At 48.4% G+C, this 15,837-nt stretch carries 12 protein-coding genes and 1 pseudogene; 8 read left to right on the top strand and 5 right to left on the bottom strand.

The window, feature by feature from the left end:
- Positions 1-6: 6 nt before the first annotated feature.
- Entirely contained in the window at positions 7-999 is a 993-nt protein-coding gene (gene rpoS, locus JY391_RS04710; protein WP_042288692.1) for an RNA polymerase sigma factor RpoS, read from the top strand.
- 118 nt (positions 1,000-1,117) lie between these two features.
- On the opposite strand, the gene JY391_RS04715 is transcribed toward rpoS, so the two are convergent.
- Positions 1,118-1,522, bottom strand: a complete 405-nt coding sequence (locus JY391_RS04715) for a MarR family winged helix-turn-helix transcriptional regulator (protein ID WP_060569397.1) — start codon at positions 1,520-1,522, stop codon at positions 1,118-1,120.
- A 168-nt stretch (positions 1,523-1,690) separates the two neighbouring features.
- On the opposite strand from JY391_RS04715, the gene JY391_RS04720 reads away from it, so the two are divergent.
- From JY391_RS04720 to JY391_RS04730, 3 genes are read left to right on the top strand one after another with little or no spacing between them, the layout of a single operon-like run.
- Positions 1,691-2,284: a non-oxidative hydroxyarylic acid decarboxylases subunit B gene (locus JY391_RS04720; protein WP_060569398.1), complete on the top strand. Its 594-nt coding sequence runs from the start codon at positions 1,691-1,693 to the stop codon at positions 2,282-2,284.
- The gene (locus JY391_RS04725; RefSeq protein WP_211935301.1) at positions 2,284-3,711 is read left to right on the top strand and encodes a non-oxidative hydroxyarylic acid decarboxylases subunit C; all 1,428 of its coding nucleotides are present in this window, start codon (positions 2,284-2,286) and stop codon (positions 3,709-3,711) included. Before JY391_RS04720 ends, JY391_RS04725 begins: the two co-directional genes overlap by 1 nt.
- Positions 3,712-3,721: 10 nt before the next feature.
- Positions 3,722-3,958 carry a non-oxidative hydroxyarylic acid decarboxylases subunit D gene (locus JY391_RS04730; protein WP_060569400.1) on the top strand — a complete coding sequence of 79 codons (237 nt, stop codon included), beginning with the start codon at positions 3,722-3,724 and terminating at the stop codon, positions 3,956-3,958.
- Positions 3,959-4,048: 90 nt separating this feature from the next.
- Here the strand turns inward: JY391_RS04730 and mutS are convergent, their stop codons facing one another.
- Entirely contained in the window at positions 4,049-6,610 is a 2,562-nt protein-coding gene (gene mutS / locus JY391_RS04735) for a DNA mismatch repair protein MutS (protein WP_211935302.1), read from the bottom strand.
- Between the two features lie 217 nt (positions 6,611-6,827).
- On the opposite strand from mutS, the gene JY391_RS04740 reads away from it, so the two are divergent.
- Positions 6,828-8,117 (top strand): tyrosine-type recombinase/integrase, encoded by a 1,290-nt coding sequence (locus JY391_RS04740; RefSeq protein WP_211935303.1) that lies wholly within the window; start codon positions 6,828-6,830, stop codon positions 8,115-8,117.
- Positions 8,118-8,593: 476 nt separating this feature from the next.
- Entirely contained in the window at positions 8,594-9,514 is a 921-nt protein-coding gene (locus JY391_RS04745; protein WP_211935304.1) for a hypothetical protein, read from the top strand.
- A 366-nt stretch (positions 9,515-9,880) separates the two neighbouring features.
- Here JY391_RS04745 and JY391_RS04750 read toward each other — a convergent pair whose 3' ends face one another.
- Together JY391_RS04750 and JY391_RS04755 are read right to left on the bottom strand one after the other, a co-directional pair.
- Positions 9,881-10,195, bottom strand: coding sequence for a hypothetical protein (locus tag JY391_RS04750; RefSeq protein WP_229264092.1), 315 nt, complete (start codon positions 10,193-10,195; stop codon positions 9,881-9,883).
- Positions 10,158-11,305, bottom strand: a protein-coding gene (locus tag JY391_RS04755; protein ID WP_199957947.1) for an IS3 family transposase whose coding sequence is annotated in 2 segments (ribosomal slippage) — positions 10,158-11,068 and positions 11,068-11,305 — 1,149 coding nt in all. Because the reading frame shifts where the segments join, the coding sequence is not laid out codon by codon here. The genes JY391_RS04750 and JY391_RS04755 overlap by 38 nt, the downstream gene beginning before the upstream one ends.
- Before the next feature lie 181 nt (positions 11,306-11,486).
- Here JY391_RS04755 and JY391_RS04760 point away from each other — a divergent pair.
- Entirely contained in the window at positions 11,487-12,959 is a 1,473-nt protein-coding gene (locus JY391_RS04760; RefSeq protein WP_211935305.1) for a hypothetical protein, read from the top strand.
- Positions 12,960-13,110: 151 nt separating this feature from the next.
- Here JY391_RS04760 and JY391_RS04765 read toward each other — a convergent pair.
- Positions 13,111-13,955 (bottom strand): annotated as a pseudogene (locus JY391_RS04765) (IS5 family transposase).
- A 434-nt stretch (positions 13,956-14,389) separates the two neighbouring features.
- Here JY391_RS04765 and JY391_RS04770 point away from each other — a divergent pair.
- The gene (locus JY391_RS04770; protein WP_211935306.1) at positions 14,390-15,796 is read left to right on the top strand and encodes a class I SAM-dependent DNA methyltransferase; all 1,407 of its coding nucleotides are present in this window, start codon (positions 14,390-14,392) and stop codon (positions 15,794-15,796) included.
- Positions 15,797-15,837 lie beyond the last annotated feature (41 nt).

A 15,837-nucleotide genomic window follows, 5' to 3' on the forward strand; every position in this document is an offset into this window, starting at 1 on the left:
CACCTTATGAGTCAGAATACGCTGAAAGTTCATGATTTAAATGAAGACGCGGAATTTGATGAGAACGGAGTTGAGGTTTTTGACGAAAAAGCCTTAGTTGAAGAGGAACCCAGTGATAACGAGTTGGCTGAAGAGGAGCTGTTATCGCAGGGGGCCACACAGCGTGTGTTGGACGCGACTCAGCTTTACCTTGGTGAAATCGGATATTCGCCACTGCTAACAGCCGAAGAAGAAGTGTATTTCGCGCGTCGCGCACTGCGCGGAGATGTTGCCTCACGCCGTCGGATGATTGAAAGCAACCTGCGTCTGGTGGTGAAAATTGCCCGCCGATACGGCAATCGTGGTCTGGCGTTGCTGGACCTGATCGAAGAGGGCAATCTGGGGCTTATCCGTGCCGTCGAGAAGTTTGACCCGGAACGCGGGTTCCGCTTCTCAACATACGCAACCTGGTGGATTCGCCAGACGATTGAACGGGCGATTATGAACCAAACCCGTACCATTCGACTGCCTATTCACATTGTAAAAGAGCTGAACGTTTACCTGCGTACCGCCCGTGAGTTGTCCCATAAGCTGGACCACGAACCGAGCGCGGAAGAAATCGCAGAGCAACTGGATAAACCGGTTGATGACGTTAGCCGTATGCTTCGTCTTAACGAGCGCATTACCTCGGTGGACACCCCGTTGGGTGGCGACTCCGAAAAAGCGTTGCTGGATATCCTGGCCGATGAAAAAGACAACGGTCCGGAAGACACCACGCAGGATGACGATATGAAGCAGAGTATCGTCAAATGGCTGTTCGAACTGAACGCCAAACAGCGTGAAGTGCTGGCACGTCGTTTCGGTCTGCTGGGTTATGAAGCTGCGACACTGGAAGATGTGGGCCGCGAAATTGGTCTCACGCGTGAACGTGTTCGTCAGATTCAGGTTGAAGGTCTGCGTCGTCTGCGGGAAATTTTGCAGACTCAGGGACTGAATATCGAAGCGCTGTTCCGCGAGTAAGCAAAGTTCCATCAAGAAAGACCAGTCTCTGTGAGGCTGGTCTTTTTTTTGGGGATTGTCCGGCAAGTCCAGGGGAACGGGCTTCAGGCCGGATAAGGCGTGAGCCGCGTCAGGAAAATCATTCCATCATTTTACGCACCAGGCGCGTGAACTGTTCGCGCTCTTCTTCGCTTAGCCGCCCCAGAAATTCCTCATCCACGCGGTTGCCCAGCGGCATCGTCGTTGTCAGCAACGCTTCGCCTTGCGCAGTGAGAAACACAAAGCGTCGACGTTTATCCAGCGGATCGTTTTCTCGCCTCACCAGCCCGCGTTTTTCCATTCGGCTTAGCATCTCCGCCAGCGTAGCTTTCGTACTTACCGCAGCCTCGGTGAGGTCGACCTGCTCAATGCCAGGTCGCTCGGCGATAGCGCGCATGACGGCGTACTGAGGTTTGGTCAGCTCCGGTAATTCATGCTGCCAGCGTGCGGTATGCTGCTGAAAAAGTTGCCGTAACAGGTGAAACGCTGTGTTTCGTAACGCCATAGGAACTCCGGTTTGCGTATCGGCTTCTATCATAGCGGTTTCTTACCGGTTTTTTAATGCAGCCGTTTTAAGCGATCCGTGCGGTGCAATTTTCAGGATCTTGTTGTTACTTCATCGCTGGCGTATTTTAATGAAAACGTTCGTATACGAACAATATTGAGGCGATGAATGAGACTGATTGTTGGGATGACCGGCGCAACAGGCGCGCCGCTTGGCGTGGCGCTGCTTCAGGTGTTGCGGCAGATGCCGGAGGTGGAAACGCATCTGGTGATGTCAAAGTGGGCCAAAACCACCATTGAGCTGGAAACGCCCTGGCGGGCGCGGGACGTTGCGGCACTGGCTGATTACTGTCATAGCCCGGCGGATCAGGCGGCAACGATCTCCTCGGGATCTTTTCGTACCGACGGCATGATCGTCATTCCGTGCAGTATGAAAACGTTGGCCGGTATTCGCGCAGGCTATGCCGAAGGCCTGGTGGGGCGCGCTGCCGACGTGGTGCTGAAAGAGGGGCGCAAACTGGTGCTGGTGCCGCGCGAAATGCCGCTTAGCACCCTGCATCTGGAGAACATGCTTGCTTTATCCCGCATGGGCGTGGCGATGGTGCCGCCGATGCCCGCGTTCTACAACCATCCACAAACCGTAGATGACATCACTCAGCATATCGTGGCGCGCGTACTCGACCAGTTCGCGCTTGAGCATCCCCACGCCCGCCGCTGGCAAGGGTTGCAGCAGGAGCGGAATTTTTCTCAGGAGAATGAATAATGGCATTTGATGATTTACGCAGCTTTTTACAGGCGCTGGACGAGCAAGGGCAACTGCTGAAGATCGGTGAAGAAGTGAGCGCCGAGCCGGATCTGGCGGCAGCCGCTAACGCCACCGGACGTATTGGCGACGGCGCGCCCGCGCTGTGGTTTGATAAAATTCGTGGCTTCACCGACGCGCGCGTGGCGATGAACACCATCGGTTCGTGGCAGAACCACGCGATCTCACTGGGGTTGTCACCGAATACGCCGGTAAAAAAGCAAATAGATGAGTTTATTCGTCGCTGGGATCACTTTCCCGTTGCGCCGGAACGCCGGGCGAATCCGGCATGGGCGGAAAACACCGTCGACGGCGATGCGATCAACCTTTTCGACATCCTGCCGCTGTTTCGACTGAACGACGGTGACGGCGGTTTTTACCTCGATAAAGCCTGCGTGGTCTCCCGCGATCCGCTTGACCCGGACAACTTCGGCAAGCAAAACGTCGGGATTTACCGCATGGAAGTCAAAGGCAAGCGCAAACTTGGTCTGCAACCGGTGCCGATGCATGACATCGCGCTGCATCTGCATAAAGCGGAAGAGCGCGGTGAGGATCTGCCGATTGCGATTACCCTCGGTAATGATCCGATCATCACTCTGATGGGCGCCACGCCGCTGAAGTACGATCAGTCGGAGTATGAAATGGCCGGCGCGCTGCGCGAAAGCCCGTATCCCATCGCCACCGCCCCGCTGACCGGCTTTGACGTACCCTGGGGCTCCGAAGTGATCCTCGAGGGCGTCATCGAAAGCCGTAAGCGCGAGATCGAAGGGCCGTTCGGGGAGTTTACCGGCCACTACTCCGGCGGACGCAATATGACGGTGGTGCGTATTGATAAAGTCTCTTACCGCAGCAAACCGATTTTTGAGTCGCTTTATCTCGGGATGCCATGGACTGAAATCGACTATCTGATGGGACCGGCGACCTGCGTACCGCTGTATCAGCAACTGAAAGCGGAATTCCCGGAGGTTCAGGCGGTAAACGCGATGTACACCCACGGCCTGCTGGCGATTATTTCGACCAAAAAGCGCTACGGCGGTTTTGCCCGCGCCGTGGGCCTGCGCGCGATGACCACGCCGCACGGTCTCGGCTACGTGAAGATGGTGATTATGGTTGACGAAGATGTCGATCCGTTCAACCTGCCGCAGGTGATGTGGGCGCTGTCGTCGAAGGTCAATCCAGCGGGAGATTTGGTGCAGTTGCCGAATATGTCGGTGCTGGAGCTGGATCCCGGTTCAAGTCCGGCGGGGATCACCGACAAGCTGATTATTGACGCCACCACGCCGGTTGCGCCGGACAACCGCGGACATTACAGCCAGCCGGTCTGCGATCTCCCGGAAACCAAAGCCTGGGCGGAGAAACTGACCGCCATGCTGGCTAACCGTAAATAAGGAGGAGCAGATGATTTGTCCACGTTGTGCCGATGAGCAGATTGAAGTGATGGCGACCTCGCCGGTGAAGGGGGTCTGGACGGTTTACCAGTGTCAGCATTGCCTGTATACCTGGCGCGATACCGAACCGCTACGCCGTACCCGCCGCGAGCATTATCCCGAGGCGTTTCGCATGACGCAGAAGGATATCGACGACGCGCCGATGGTGCCCGCTATTCCTCCGTTGCTGGCGGAAGATAAACGTTAATACAGAACCGGATAGCAGCGACGCTTTATCGGGCCTACGAATTTTTAACGCCGTAGGCCCGATAAGCGCAACGCCACCGGGCGATAACGGTTACACCAGGCTCTTGAGCCGGTAAATCCACTCCAGCGCCTGGCGCGGCGTCAGCGAATCCGGATCGAGATTTTCCAGCGCTTCCACGGCAGGAGAGGTGTCCTCTGGCATCGACAGCAGGGACATCTGCGTGCCATCGACCTGCGTAGCGGCAGCGTTCGGCGAAATGCTTTCCAGCTCGCGCAACTTCTGGCGCGCGCGCTTAATCACCTCTTTCGGCACGCCCGCCAGCGCCGCTACCGCCAGACCATAGCTTTTGCTGGCCGCGCCGTCCTGCACGCTGTGCATAAAGGCGATGGTATCGCCATGTTCCAGCGCATCCAGATGGACATTGGCTACCCCTTCCATTTTTTCCGGTAATTGGGTCAGCTCGAAGTAGTGTGTCGCAAACAGCGTCAGCGCCTTGATCTTATTCGCCAGGTTTTCCGCGCAGGCCCATGCCAGCGACAGGCCGTCGTAAGTGGAGGTGCCGCGTCCGATTTCATCCATCAGCACCAGGCTGTTCTCGGTGGCGTTATGCAAAATGTTGGCGGTTTCAGTCATCTCCACCATGAAGGTGGAACGCCCGGAAGCCAGATCGTCTGCCGCGCCGACGCGGGTGAAGATGCGATCAATCGGACCAATCTCCACTTTCTGGGCGGGCACATAGCAGCCAATGTATGCCAGCAGCGCGATCAGCGCGGTCTGACGCATATAGGTGCTTTTACCCCCCATGTTCGGCCCGGTGATAATCAACATCCGCCGCTGCGGCGAGAGATCCAGCGGGTTGGCGATAAACGGCTCATTGAGCACCTGCTCAACCACCGGATGACGGCCTTCGGTAATGCGAATGCCCGGCTTATCGGTGAAGACAGGGCAGGTATAGTTGAGCGTGTAAGCGCGCTCTGCCAGGTTCACCAGCACGTCGAGTTCCGCCAGCGCATTAGCGCTTTGCTGCAGATCTGCCAGATGTGGCAGCAGCAGGTCGAACAGTTCGTCATAAAGCTGTTTTTCCAGCGCCAGCGCTTTGCCCTTAGAGGTGAGCACTTTATCTTCGTACTCTTTCAACTCCGGTATAATGTAGCGCTCGGCGTTTTTCAATGTCTGACGGCGGACGTAGTTGATTGGCGCCAGGTGGCTCTGCCCGCGGCTAATCTGAATGTAGTAACCGTGTACGGCGTTAAAACCGACTTTGAGGGTGTCCAGTCCGGTACGTTCGCGCTCGCGGATCTCCAGCCGGTCGAGATAGTCGGTCGCGCCGTCAGCCAGCGCGCGCCATTCGTCCAGCTCTTCGTTGTAGCCCGGTGCGATAACGCCGCCGTCACGGACCAGCACCGGCGGCGCGTCGATGATGGCGCGCTCCAGCAGATCGCGCAGTTCAGCAAATTCGCCCATCTTTTCGCGCAGCCTCTGCACGGGAGCGCTGTTTACCGACTCCAGTTGCGCGCGCAGTTCCGGAAGCTGCTGGAAGGCGTGACGCATACGGGCGAGATCGCGAGGACGGGCGGTTCGCAGGGCCAGACGCGCGAGGATACGCTCCAGATCACCGACCTGACGCAGCACCGGTTGCAGGTCGCCAGTGGCATCCTGTAACGCGCCGATAGTTTGCTGACGTTCGGTGAGGATGTTGATGTCGCGCACCGGCATATGCAGCCAGCGTTTGAGCATACGGCTGCCCATCGGGGTCACGGTGCAGTCGAGCACCGAGGCCAGCGTATTGTCCACGCCGCCCGCCAGATTCTGGGTGATTTCCAGATTACGACGCGTAGCGGCATCCATAATGATGCTGTCCTGCTGGCGCTCCATGGTGATGGAACGGATATGCGGCAGAGAGGTGCGTTGGGTATCTTTCACATACTGCAAAAGGCATCCTGCGGCGCAAAGCCCACGCGGCGCGTTTTCGACGCCGAAACCGATCAGATCCCGGGTGCCAAACTGCAAATTAAGCTGTTGGCGAGCGGTATCAATCTCGAATTCCCATAGTGGGCGACGACGCAACCCACGGCGCCCCTCAATCAGCGCCATCTCGGCGAAATCTTCCGCGTACAGTAATTCTGCCGGGTTGGTGCGTTGCAGCTCGGCAGCCATCGTTTCGCGGTCGGCGGGTTCGCTCAGACGAAAGCGCCCGGAGCTGATATCCAGCGTCGCGTAGCCGTAGCCTTTGCTGTCCTGCCAGATGGCGGCCAGCAGGTTGTCCTGGCGCTCCTGCAACAGCGCTTCATCGCTGATGGTGCCTGGCGTGACAATGCGAACCACCTTACGTTCAACCGGACCTTTGCTGGTGGCCGGGTCGCCAATCTGTTCGCAAATAGCGACTGATTCGCCCTGATTGACCAGCTTCGCGAGATAGTTTTCGACGGCATGGTGGGGGATGCCCGCCATTGGAATCGGTTCGCCCGCCGACGCGCCGCGTTTGGTCAGCGATATATCGAGCAACTGCGACGCACGTTTCGCATCGTCATAAAACAGTTCGTAAAAGTCACCCATGCGGTAAAAAAGCAGGATCTCAGGATGCTGGGCTTTCAGCTTGAGATACTGCTGCATCATTGGTGTGTGCGAGTTTAAATTTTCTATTGTACTCATCGGTTTGTGATGTCCATTTTCTTAATTTTTAATGAGTTAGTGTATTTTATGGTTATCATTAGGTTTCACGTTGTCTCATCGGATATCATGAAATCCTACATTTAAATGTAGGTAAAAGTGTAGCTTGCCAACCTATGGCCTGGTAAAATATGGGCACATACAACGCAACCTACATTTATGTTCATGACTGCATAAGGTGCATGATAACGGAGTCTTTATGGCAGGAAAACAAGAGGGAAAGTCACTTTCGTTTAAAGCGGTAGAAATGATGAAGCCTGGCGACAAAGATAAGGCTGATATAGGCGAAAATCGTGGCTTACGTGTCTCCTGCGGTGCAACTGGGGTTAAGTCTTTTTTCTACCGTTACACAAGCCCTCTGACTGGCAAGCTTGCTCAGGTTAAAATTGGTAACTTCCCGCAGACTTCTCTCGCCGCTGCACGTCTTAAACTCCACGAATTAAAGCTTCTCCGACAGGAAGGTCGGTGTCCTGCGACTGAACTCAAACAAGTTAAGCTCCAGCGTGCGATTGAAGCTGAACAGGCTAAGATTCCTGAATTGACCATACAGGGATTAGTTGAACTGTATCTTACCGAACGTATCGAGGATCGTAAAACGAAGGACGGGAAGGTCATTCCCGGTGCCAGAAAGCCGAAAGGGCAGGCTGAGGTTCGTCGTACTCTCTATGGTGACGCTGTTAAAAGCTTAGGAACCCGAAATGCTGCTGAGATTACGCGTCAGGATGTCATCAATTTAATTAATGGCATTGTAGCCCGAGGTGCAACCGTACAGGCTGGTAATGTTCTGAGGGAGCTTTCACTCGCTTATGAATTTGCAATTGGCCTTGGGCGCTTTGATGACAGTTTTGCGAATCCAGCGTTGTTAGCAAAATCCAGCTTACGACAGACCAGAATCAAGCTCACAAATGGACGTGGAACACGAGTACTGAGTGAGGACGAGCTTGCTAAATTCCTTAAGTGGCTTCCGGGTTCTGCTTATACGCCAACGATCAAAAACGTGTTACGTCTGACTCTCTGGACCGGGTGTCGTACAGGTGAAGTCTGCAATATGGCATGGAAGGATGTTGATCTTGAAAAAGGCACTATTCATCTGCGAGAAACTAAAACAGGGATAGAGCGCTACGTACAGTTATCTGATCAGGCAATCGACTTTCTCAAAGTACTACGGCTTACCTCTGATAAATATCTATTCCCTTCGCAAGCCACAAAGAAGCCAATTCAGCAGAAGTATCTAACTGAAAACTCATGGCGTCTACGTGAAAACGGTCAGATGCTTGATATACCTCATTGGACGCCACACGATCTGCGTCGTACAGTACGAACTGGGCTATCTCGTTTGCAGTGTCCAAATGAGGTAGCAGAGGCCATATTGGGGCATACACGTGGCGGCGTTGAAGGGATTTATAATTTGTATAAGTATGATGCGGAGTGTAAGAAGTGGTTACAAATTTGGGCTGAATATATGGATTTATTATTTGTTGAATATTGAACTTATTTAAATTTTTAAAGTGCTTTTTTTGTTTTCATTAATCTTGTTTTTTAATTTATATCCTTTTTTTGCCAGAAACCAATTCGGTCTGGTTCGAAAAAAAAACATGGTATATTATTTATTATTTTACCATCTAAATAGTTTTAGAAAACGTTAAAAGGCTCAAAATAAAAAAGTAAGTGATAATGATGATTTATCTAGACACGAAGTTAACTTCTGGGTATTTTTCAATGCTATAATGAGAGGGCTAGGAGATAAATAGCTTAAGTACCGATGTAATGATGGATTGATCCCCAAAATCATTGTTGTGTGATATGAATCAGCATATGCAACTAGACTGTTGTTACTATAGGTCTTAGAATAAGTCATCGATAGAGTCATTAGGCTAGTTGTAGGATCTATCAAGTGATTCTGGGCGCAGTGGAAAAGTGCTTCAGTAATCTTATATTAAATGAAATGTTAAAGGTGTATTAGACATGGAAAGAAGAAGTACTGTGGTCGCCAATACAAATATAGATAAACATGGAGAGTCATTAACATTTGGCTCCCTAAAATCACTTGATGAACAATCCAGAAGTATGATTGCATCAAGTCATAATGAGCATGACTTCAGAAATCCTCCCATTGCTCGTGGAATAGATTCCCATATAATAGGAAATAGTTTATATGTGACGTTTGAGTTTTTTGATATCGATGATGTGAATAAATCAAATCCAAATACTCAAACTGAAGGTAAAAGTCTTGCACTTCATAAATACGATGAAGGTAAAATAAACATCATTTATGATAGAAGCATTAGCTTCGATAATGAAGTACTTGAAACTTTAAACGAGTTGCAAAACATAGTAGATCCGGAAACTAATTTAAAATTTGATTTCAAAAAAGCTCTTGAGCCAATGACTGTCTTGTCAGTTGCCATTGGTTATATTGGAATGAAATTTATAGATTCTTTTTTGGATAGGCTAACTGACAAGTTTTGGGCTAGTTTGGAAAATGCACTATTTAAAAATAGGTCAAAAGGAGACAGCGTCTTTACGCTAATGTTTGATTTACCATGTGGCGATGAAAAGCAAGAGATTCTGATCAATTTCACTAATAGCTCAGCTGATGAGGTTCGGGCTGCATTAGAGCGAGATAAGGAAAAAGTATATAAATTAGTTGAAAAATATAAAATTGAAGGGGAAGAAGTATCAAGAATTGTATTTAATTTCATAAACAAAGAGTTGGTTCATGCTTATTCAGTCCTCGCGGATGGAACCCCCATTGATATTAGTGATTTAAAAAAATACAAATCATTATTGAAACCGTATGAGTCAAAAAATAAGCCTGTTAAAATTAATAAAGTGGAAAAAAAGAAAAAAACAAAAATAAAAAATAAAAAACAAAAAAAGAAGTGATGTGAGGGACAGTTAAATATCAGATGATATTAGTTGCATGTCTTTTTCCATCAGTTAAAGATGGGCCTCACACAGTTTATGTTGACAGGCCCATTATAGTGGGTATATTTATTATTCTATTGGGTGTTATAGATATTTATAATATGCTAACCTTAATATTTAATAAGGTAGCGTTCAATTATGAGGCCTCTTTCACAATGGTTGCCATCTATTTTCATTATCTATTTATTAAATTCAGTTTATTTTCATGCCGTTTATATGAGGGTGATTATATATATTTCAATATGTGATGTTTTTACCATGAAATATCCTTTTAAGTTAAGTGGAAAGTCGATTTTCAAAGGGAAATATAGGCATTGGTTAATGTTATAGTCCGGAAACGTTTATATAGAACCGACCTTTTCCCTCATCAGTTTTCTGTATCCGGTAAGTTATTGGTAAAGAGTTTTGTAGATCAGGTTTTGTGAACGTTAAATCAGCAGCACACTGATAAACATCCAGACCTGATTCATGGCTAATTGTTCTGACATTTTCTACAGAAATACGTACATCCCTATCCAGTGTCATACCTTTCTCTATTGTCTTTCTGGCAATATCTATGACAAGATTTTTTGCATCGTCACTATGAATCGCCACGGATAACCTAGACACTTCTGAGTCGTTGATAATATAGGTTTTCATATTCAACTGGTGGCATCTGCTCGCTCGAACCATGCCGACGCTTACTGTTATAAAACATTTCGATGTAATCAAAAATATCGCTTCTGGCTTCGTCTCTAGTTCCGTAGATCTTTTTCTTAATCCGTTCGCGCTTCAGTAGCTGGAAAAAGCTTTCCGCAACCGCATTGTCGTGGCAGTTTCCGCGACGGCTCATGCTGCCTTCCAGACCGTGTGATTTCAGGAACGACTGCCACTCATGGCTCGTGTACTGACTGCCCTGATCAGAGTGAACCAGTACCTGCTTTTGAGGATTACGCCTCCACACCGCCATAAGTAATGCGTTCAGGACAATCTCTTTTGTCATTCGGGGTTGCATTGACCAGCCGATAACTTTTCGGGAGAACAGGTCAACCACCACGGCCAGATACAACCAGCCTTCGTGGGTTCGGATGTAGGTTATGTCCGTAACCCAACGTTCATCCGGTGCTTCCGGGTTGAACTGCCGCTGGAGCTTGTTGGGCGTCACAATACTGGCTTCACCTTTACGCGCCCGTGGACTTCGGTATCCGACCTGAGCCTTTATCCCCACACGTTGCATCAACCGCCAGACTTTGTTTACACCGCATTGTTGCCCGGAATCCCGCAGATCGAGATAGATCTTGCGATAGCCATAAACACAGCCCGACTCCAGCCAGAACTGCTTAATATGTCCCGTCAGCTTCAGGTCAGCATGATACCGTCGTGAATGTGGCTGCTTAAGCCAGGCGTAAAACCCACTTGGATGCACATCCAGCACCTGGCAGAGCAGGCGGACAGGCCAGCAACGATTGTTGTCACGGATAAAGGCGTACCTCAGTCGGACAGCTTTGCGAAGTACGCCGCGGCTTTTTTTAATATATCCCGTTCGTCAGTAACCCGCTTTAACTCCTTCTGGAGTCGGCGGATCTCGGCCTGAGCATCTGACTGTTCATTATTAGTGGAAGAATCCGGACCGTACTTCTTTATCCAGGCGTAAAGGCTGTGGGTGGTGATATCGAGACGAGTTGCAACGCTGGAAACAGAATGACCACGATCAACAACCTGTTTGACTGCTTCAATTTTAAACTCTTCAGGATAACGCTTACCGCTCATGGGCACCTCTCTTTAAGTCATCTTAAATGACTCTGGGGTGTCTGTTAAACCCGTGGCGATTCAATATTATGATCATTATCCAGCATCTGAATCTTGTTGGGTTCACACAAGATTTGAGTAATTCAGTTGTAAATAAATGGGGTCAGGGCATGGTGCTTTGATCTCTATATACAGGTGGATTATGGAACCATACATTACGCGTAACAATATCCTTGTGACAGGTTCAACGCTGGACTATTTCAAATCGGTCGTTTTCAATATTCCTTATAATGGTGTGCCAAGTTTACGGCGCCCCTTTTATCGTAATATTGCAGTATTTCTCCAGCACGTTATTTGTGTTGCTACCTGTAGTCATAAGAACAAGAAGAAAGCAAAGATCAAAGCGAATAAAAAATGGTCTTATTCTGTGCCAGTACCATTTGAGCTGGGTAGAGAGAAACTTCCCGGAGTATTTAAGAAAAGTGGGCCTACGCATGAACGTGCAATGGAGGCACTGGCAAGCGCGGGAATCATAAAACTAACCGGGTATTCAAATACTAATCATTTATGCCGGGAATATGCTGTTTCTCAACGTTTCCTGCGTAAGTTGTTTGGCAACGACCGAGAGGCATACCTTAGCCGTAAGGATCGCTACCATTATCTGACGGATATTTTCACCAAGCGTAAAAGTTACTCATTTGATGAGCTGATTGGGATTGCCATTGATCGTGGGCAGCATGCCAAACATGAGCAGTCTAAACGCGATATCCCTAACGCTGCTTTCAGGGAACGGGTTGTGAGTGTATGGGACAACCTTGAGCCGCTTGAAATCAATCTGGATGCATTGATGGATTACTATAACGAGAATCCCACGAAGAAGAACAAAATATTCATTTTCAACTTCCTGTCGCGACTGGCTGAAACAGGCGTGGATTTGGTGAAGGAATCACCGCTAACGGTTTCTTACAGGCAGTCGTATAAAACAGCGTACATCGGCGGGAGATCCTTTGAGGTTGGTACAGGCTTCCAGACTCTACCGTCTAAAATGAAGTGGGCGTGTCTGGCACGTGGTGTGAACTATGACATCAAGGGATGCCAGCTTGAGATACTACGGCATGAGCTGCTGAGTATTGGCATTTCGGCCAAGTCGCTGGAGGTACTGGAAACTCAATATATCTGCCGGGTGTTGTGTGTCGTGGAGGAGCTGGTAAAGCAATTTAGGTTCTCCAGCGTATTCAACGCCGGGTTCGTTACGCTATCACTTAAATCCAGTACCAGACGCTTGCTGAACCGTGAGTTAGGTCAGGAAGAGGCTGAACGGGTACTAAAACGCTGGAAGCACCTTCTAAAACCCCTGAGGCGAGATCTGGCTTTACTGCTGGATCATTACGAAGGCACTGCTAAAACCAACCGTTACGGGCGTTGCGTGACCAATGCAGTAGGGCAACCGTTTAACATTACCTATAAAGATGTGGCAGCGCGTAAACGCAGGAAGTCAGATATGATGCGCCGAAAGCTGTTGTCGCACATGTTACAGGGGCTGGAAAGTCAGGCGGTGTACGATTACGTTGCCAGTCATAAGGGTATTTGCGCACTGGAGCACGATGGGTTTGTTTCATATGAAGAGGTCACTGACTGGTCCCATCCATATCTTTTGATTGAGAAAAAACATTAAAGGGGCCATTCAGTTCGCTGAGGCCTATCCCATGAAGAAGCGTTTTCTGATGAAAAGATCATCAATATTCTTCAGCGAGGGTATCCGGCGGAGGCAAGAACAGATCAGGGCCCTGCGTTCGCCTGCCGTGCTCTGAACTAGGCTGTGTCCCTTAATTGCATAACCTTTTGTAAAACAGTCTGATGCAGCCCAGTTCCACCATCGCCAGATAATTCCTTGCCGTTCTATCGTAGCGCGTGGCGATGCGACGATATTCTTTCAGGCAACCAAAGCAACGTTCAACAACGTTGCGATTCCGGTATGCAGAACGATCGAGCTGTGAACGACCATCCGATGCCAGTTTCTCACTGGATTTTCGAGGGATGACTATTTTTATACCTTTGTTTTTCAGCTCGTTACGTAATTCGCGTCCGGAGTAAGCTTTATCAGCCAGTACGGTATGACCACGTCGCTTCATACAGCCGTTCTGGCGTTGAACACCAATGCCGTCCAGCAGACGTTGTGCGAACTGGCTTTCATGCGCTTGTCCGGGGCTCAATACGATGTTTAACGGCAGACCGTTTCCGTCTGTCGCCAGATGGATTTTGGTACCAAAACCACCGCGAGAGCGACCCAGGCAACGATCACCGGTGATATCGGGATGTTTTTTTGCGCTCCAGCGGCACATTTGAGTGCGCGGATGTTACTGCCATCCAGCGCCGTCGCTGACCAGTCAACGAGGCCATGAGCATCAAGAGATGAAAGTAACTTATTGAAAATAACGTTAATCACTCCTGACTTCGACCACCGGTTAAAACGGTTATAAACGGTCTTCCATGGACCATATCGCTCCGGTAAATCGCGCCATGGTGCACCTGAACATAGTACCCAGAACATACCGTTGATGATCATACGATGTTCTGCCTAGGGGCGTCCGGCCCGAGGTATTGCTGGTTCAGCAGGTAGTAAGGGCTGGATAAGAGCCCATGCTTCATCGGGAATGTCGTAGCGAGGCATAGTTAAATGTGTAGTGGAAACAGGGAGTTACTATAGCTCATGTGATTAAGGGACACAGCCTAGTGGGCATTAGAACATAATGTTGAGCCGCGGCTTATTCAGCTAGGTAAGCCGACGCAGAATGGGTTCATAGATGTTGTTCATGTAAGATAAATTAAAAGCGCATGGTAGCAGGACTAAAACGACGGCCGGTCCCATTCTTCCCTGCATTTTCAGATACATCCACAGTTCACCGTGGGATGGCGAAACGGAGAATACGGAAGTAAATCAACCGACATTACTAATTGAGTGTTATATCTAATCTTGGGGGCAGGTCAAGGACGACGTGAAAGGACTTTAGGTTAGGTTCCTAGTGGTGTTTAATGGATACGTTATGTGGATTATGGCAGACTAACAGTAACTAAAAACTCAAAACGTCCCAGTCTGAGATTCAAATGAAACAAGAAAACATCATTCAAAAAATTTGGGGGTTGTGCAACATCCTGCGAGGGGATGGTATAACCTATTATCAATATGTATCAGAGCTAAGCTATTTGCTTTTTCTCAAAATTGCTCAAGAAAACGGCACAGAAAAACTTCTTCCGGAAGGCTTCCGCTGGGCTGACCTTGCTGCTCATCATGAAGACGGGCTCTTAGGATTCTATCAAGAGATGCTAACCCATTTAGGGGCATCTGTTGAAAATGACGTGATCAAGGCGATTTATGCTTTTCCAACTACGGTGTTTTCTCATTCAGAAAATCTTAAAGCCGTTATCGATGGCATTTCACGAATAGAATGGCATCAGGTTGGTAAGGACGGCTTTGGAGATCTTTACAGTGGATTAATTGATAAAAGTGCCCAAGACACCCGATCTGGAGCGGGTCAATATTTCACACCGCGACCTTTAGTTGAAACTATAGTTAGCTTGGTGCAACCTAAGCTTGGAGAGTTAATACAGGATCCGGCATGTGGAAGTGGTGGCTTTTTAGTTTCTGCAGACGGGTATATTCGTAGAAATTATACGGAAAAACAATACAAAAATAATAAACCAAAATATTATGGTGTTGAAATAGAAAAAAATACTCGTCGCATCTGTTTGATGAATACTTTCTTACACGGATTGGACGCAGATATTATCTATGGTGATGCTCTTACTGAAGATGCTTCTCAACTTGAAGCAGCTGATGTTATTTTAGCAAACCCACCTTTTGGTAGCAAAGCTGGGAGTAAACGTCCACTCCGAGATGATATTCCTTTTCCAAACACCAACAAACAATTTGCTTTTCTGCAGCATATATATTTAGGCTTAAAAAAAGGGGGAAGAGCTGCTGTTATTTTGCCCGATAATATTCTTTTCGAGGAAGGGGTTGGTAGCTTAGTTAGAGAAGAATTATTGGAGAAATGTAACTTACATACTATCCTTCGTCTTCCTACAGGTATTTTTTATGCTGCAGGTGTGAAAACGAACGTCCTATTCTTTTCTAGAAATACCGATAATTCTAAAGGTACTGAGAGGGTATGGATTTATGATATGCGTTCAAATATGCCGAGGTTTGGAAAAACATCACCACTTGAACTAAGTGATTTTGATGATTTTGTTACATGTTTTGGTGAAGATCCTTTTGGATTATCTCATCGTAAAGATCTTGGTGAGAAAGGTCGATTTAGGTGTTTTACCAGAGAAGAAATTGATAAGCGAGATGGAAACTTAAATATTTCTTGGCTTCGTGATGATGAATCTGAGGACGAAATGACTGATCTCGATAATATTGCAGCCTCAATTATTGAGCATCTTAATTCTGCTTTACTCGAGATCGAGGCAGTAGCTAATGAAATTGTTGAGTCCAAAAATAGTAACTAATTTTCAAATCCAAATATGATTTTATATAGAAACACATTTTT

The sequence above is a fragment of the Citrobacter sedlakii genome (genome assembly GCF_018128425.1).
GTDB lineage: Bacteria > Pseudomonadota > Gammaproteobacteria > Enterobacterales > Enterobacteriaceae > Citrobacter_A > Citrobacter_A sedlakii.

What these genes read in the sequence shown, in the direction of transcription:
- rpoS (WP_042288692.1), top strand. Translation starts at nt 7, where the DNA reads ATGAGTCAGAATACGCTGAAAGTTCATGATTTAAATGAAGACGCGGAA.
- JY391_RS04715 (WP_060569397.1), bottom strand. Translation starts at nt 1,522, where the DNA reads ATGGCGTTACGAAACACAGCGTTTCACCTGTTACGGCAACTTTTTCAG.
- JY391_RS04720 (WP_060569398.1), top strand. Translation starts at nt 1,691, where the DNA reads ATGAGACTGATTGTTGGGATGACCGGCGCAACAGGCGCGCCGCTTGGC.
- JY391_RS04725 (WP_211935301.1), top strand. Translation starts at nt 2,284, where the DNA reads ATGGCATTTGATGATTTACGCAGCTTTTTACAGGCGCTGGACGAGCAA.
- JY391_RS04730 (WP_060569400.1), top strand. Translation starts at nt 3,722, where the DNA reads ATGATTTGTCCACGTTGTGCCGATGAGCAGATTGAAGTGATGGCGACC.
- mutS (WP_211935302.1), bottom strand. Translation starts at nt 6,610, where the DNA reads ATGAGTACAATAGAAAATTTAAACTCGCACACACCAATGATGCAGCAG.
- JY391_RS04740 (WP_211935303.1), top strand. Translation starts at nt 6,828, where the DNA reads ATGGCAGGAAAACAAGAGGGAAAGTCACTTTCGTTTAAAGCGGTAGAA.
- JY391_RS04745 (WP_211935304.1), top strand. Translation starts at nt 8,594, where the DNA reads ATGGAAAGAAGAAGTACTGTGGTCGCCAATACAAATATAGATAAACAT.
- JY391_RS04750 (WP_229264092.1), bottom strand. Translation starts at nt 10,195, where the DNA reads ATGAAAACCTATATTATCAACGACTCAGAAGTGTCTAGGTTATCCGTG.
- JY391_RS04760 (WP_211935305.1), top strand. Translation starts at nt 11,487, where the DNA reads ATGGAACCATACATTACGCGTAACAATATCCTTGTGACAGGTTCAACG.
- JY391_RS04770 (WP_211935306.1), top strand. Translation starts at nt 14,390, where the DNA reads ATGAAACAAGAAAACATCATTCAAAAAATTTGGGGGTTGTGCAACATC.